The sequence below is a fragment of the Lysinibacillus sp. CNPSo 3705 genome, from assembly GCF_028674935.1.
Classification (GTDB): Bacteria; Bacillota; Bacilli; order Bacillales_A; family Planococcaceae; genus Lysinibacillus.
On the sequence record NZ_JAQZSD010000138.1, the window covers coordinates 1 to 2,954 of the forward strand.

1 protein-coding gene and 1 pseudogene are annotated in these 2,954 nt (G+C 33.1%); both read left to right on the forward strand.

Annotated elements, in window-relative coordinates:
- Positions 1 to 1,278 precede the first annotated feature (1,278 nt).
- Positions 1,279 to 1,980, forward strand: a complete 702-nt coding sequence (locus PVA17_RS24555; RefSeq protein WP_132359617.1) for a response regulator transcription factor — start codon at positions 1,279 to 1,281, stop codon at positions 1,978 to 1,980.
- Positions 1,977 to 2,954: pseudogene (locus PVA17_RS24560) on the forward strand (sensor histidine kinase); the annotation flags it as partial. The gene PVA17_RS24555 and the pseudogene PVA17_RS24560, both read left to right, overlap by 4 nt.

Below are 2,954 nucleotides of genomic sequence, written 5' to 3' on the forward strand. Positions count from 1 at the left end.
TCATTCATAATTCTCCTTCGTTTCAAAAGATAGTAATCAAACGCTTTATGTTAAACAAACTTAAAATAGGTTTAATTTAGTATTTTTGTATATTTTATTTCAAGTACGAAATAGTTACTATATTTTTATTATAATCATAATTCTTGTTGCAATAGTAATTAAAAACTGATGGTATGGGGCATTAGGAGGAGATACCGTTACTTTCACCAGCTTGTACGAATGCCGCCTTTTTTCTTTTACCATATAAGCAACATCTCTGGCAATCCCACTTAACCTGAATAGCCCCAGAGTAAGATCCAAGTAAATTAAATCCTTGCATACAATCAAGAAAGAAACTCATTTTATTCCCTTCATAGGAGTCTTTCTAGTTGAGTCAATTTGCTAGGAGGGCTATTTCTTTTTTCTTTTTCTGTTGTCAAAGATATCAAATATAAAGTTAGTCATTACATTGGCAAATACTTCATATATAAACGTCATTATTTTATTATCCTCCTTCTGTCTGTCCACATAAAATCTACTCCGTGAAGCCCCGCTTATTTTATAAAGCTTGCTTCGTATTCCACCTATATTACTTTCCTATGCTTCCGAAAAATTGATGAATTCGCAAGTATATTCCAAGTAAAACAAATCTTTGCATACAATTAATAAAAGAGACTTGCTTTATTTCTATGTAACCTCACTATTTTATTCAATAAAATGTAAGTATATTGGAATTACCTTATCGTAAAATAATAGACTCCTTAATAAAATCTTAAAAATTGAATAAGGGGTTTAAAGTTTTAGAAAGAAAGTATATGATTTGTAAAATTGATAGGGGTTTTTAATAAGACAATGAAATCGACTATTTTTGTAAGAAATCGTATGCTTTTTTTGTCCCTTTTCATCTCTACCTTATTTTATTAATAGAGGTAGTCCAATATTAGAAGCTTTAAGGGTAGCCATACAGGGGACCTCTCAAAAGTAAGCTTATTAGAAGTTGTGATAAGCATTTCTTCGTTTACTGTATGTACGATTTTCCATCTGAAAAGTTTTGCTGTTAAAATAGAAGTTTGATGAAAAATCGCTTTGATGGGGCTTTTGCTGGTTTATTCATGTAACATAGAGGACAAACACTAGCATAAGATGCCAAATAAACTAATCCCACTAATATTAACAATGTAAGTACACGTTTTGTTTTCATTGTGTTAGCTCCTTAATTGATTATCGTATACATAGAAGTTGGTAAGGCTTATTGTGAAATAATGACTATTTCAAATTAATGTTAAAAGAGGTGATAGTATGCAAGATGTATCAATTTTAGTGTTAGAGGATGAACGTGCAATTGCGGAAATGATTGAAATTATTTTAAGAAAAGAAGGATTTTTAGACATTACACTTTGCTGTACTGTTCAAGAAGCAAAAAATAAGTTTAAAACGAAGGTTTTTGATTTTTATCTATTAGATATTATGCTTCCTGATGGAAGTGGGCTGGATATAGCGAATATAATTCGTGAGCATAGTGAAGCGCCAATTTTCTTTTTAACGGCAAAAGGTAGTGATGCGGATAAGCTTCGCGGTTTTATGAACGGTGCAGACGATTATATTACGAAGCCATTTAATCCACTTGAGCTCGTTGCGAGGGTGAAGGTACAGCTTACAAGATATATGAAGAAAAAGATTGTGTCAAAAAGCCATGTATTCACATGTAATGGGTTTACATTTGATATGGATGCCGCGGAGATAATGGTAGATGGTACAAAGGAAATTATTAGTGGGCGATTATTTCACTTACTGAAGTATTTATGTGAAAACGTAGGGCAAGTATTATCAAAAGAGCAAATTTATGAGCGTATATGGGGTGGTTATTTGTTCGATGATAATACAGTGATGGTACATATTCGAAAACTTCGCGAAAAAATTGAAAAGAATCCAGGTAAACCAACTTACATTATAACTGTGAGGGGTATTGGTTATAAACTTGTTGGAGATGCTCTTTCATGAAGCCAGTCAGAAGATTAACACTTCGTTTTGTGTCTTATTTCAGCATTTTTTATTTACTAATCATTGTAGGTTTTATTATTAGTTTTTTGCTTTTTTCATTTTTTATCTATAAGAACTCCGGTGAAAATATTCATACAATGACTTACGATGAAATAAAAGATGAAATCATTGTAAAAAAAGGAGAGTCCGTTGAAATTAGCGACGATTTAGTGAAGCGGGCGGAGGAGAACTTAGGGGAACTTTATTTGTTCAATCAATCGATGGACATTATTGATTACACAGGAGATACATGTGAACTATGTGGAATGTCAGAGACCGAAATAATGGCCCTTCAACGACCGGGAATGCATACGTGGGAGATTCCTAAATATTATTTGTTATTTCTCCCTATATCACCTGTTCAACCGCTTTTTGAGGAGGCACTACAAAATTGGAGGACTACAGGGGAAATTTCAAACGATGTACTCCAGCATTTACAAGACAATAAGGCATCTGTTGAAGTCTATAATGAGCAATGGGATAGGATAGATATCATTGGAGAGCGTTATAAAAAGCTGCATAAGCCTCAATTGCTAGAAGAGAAATACGATATTTTTGAGCATAAAGAGTTTACAAAAAATGCTACATTGGAGGATGGCTCGACCCTAGTTGTTCGGATGCCGAATCCATCATACAAGCCATTTGAAGAACCTTTAAATAAAGCATTAATAGTATTTGTTTCTTCCTTCTTTGGTCTTCATTTAATATTGTTAATTGGGGTCATCTTTTTATCAATTAGCATTTCGGGTCAGTTTGTTCGTCCCCTTGTTTATGTACTATTTCGTATTGAGCGACTTGCACAGTTTGATTACAGTGAGGTAAGAGATAAGAAGGTACATCATCGAAAGACAGGAAAATTAAAAAGGAAATTTAAATTATTCCAGCCAGTTGATGAATCTCTCAATCACTTATCGGAACGTCTTGACTCTAATGAA

Bases quoted from the DNA above. Each gene is read 5' to 3' on its own strand.
- PVA17_RS24555 (WP_132359617.1), top strand. From the start codon at position 1,279: ATGCAAGATGTATCAATTTTAGTGTTAGAGGATGAACGTGCAATTGCG.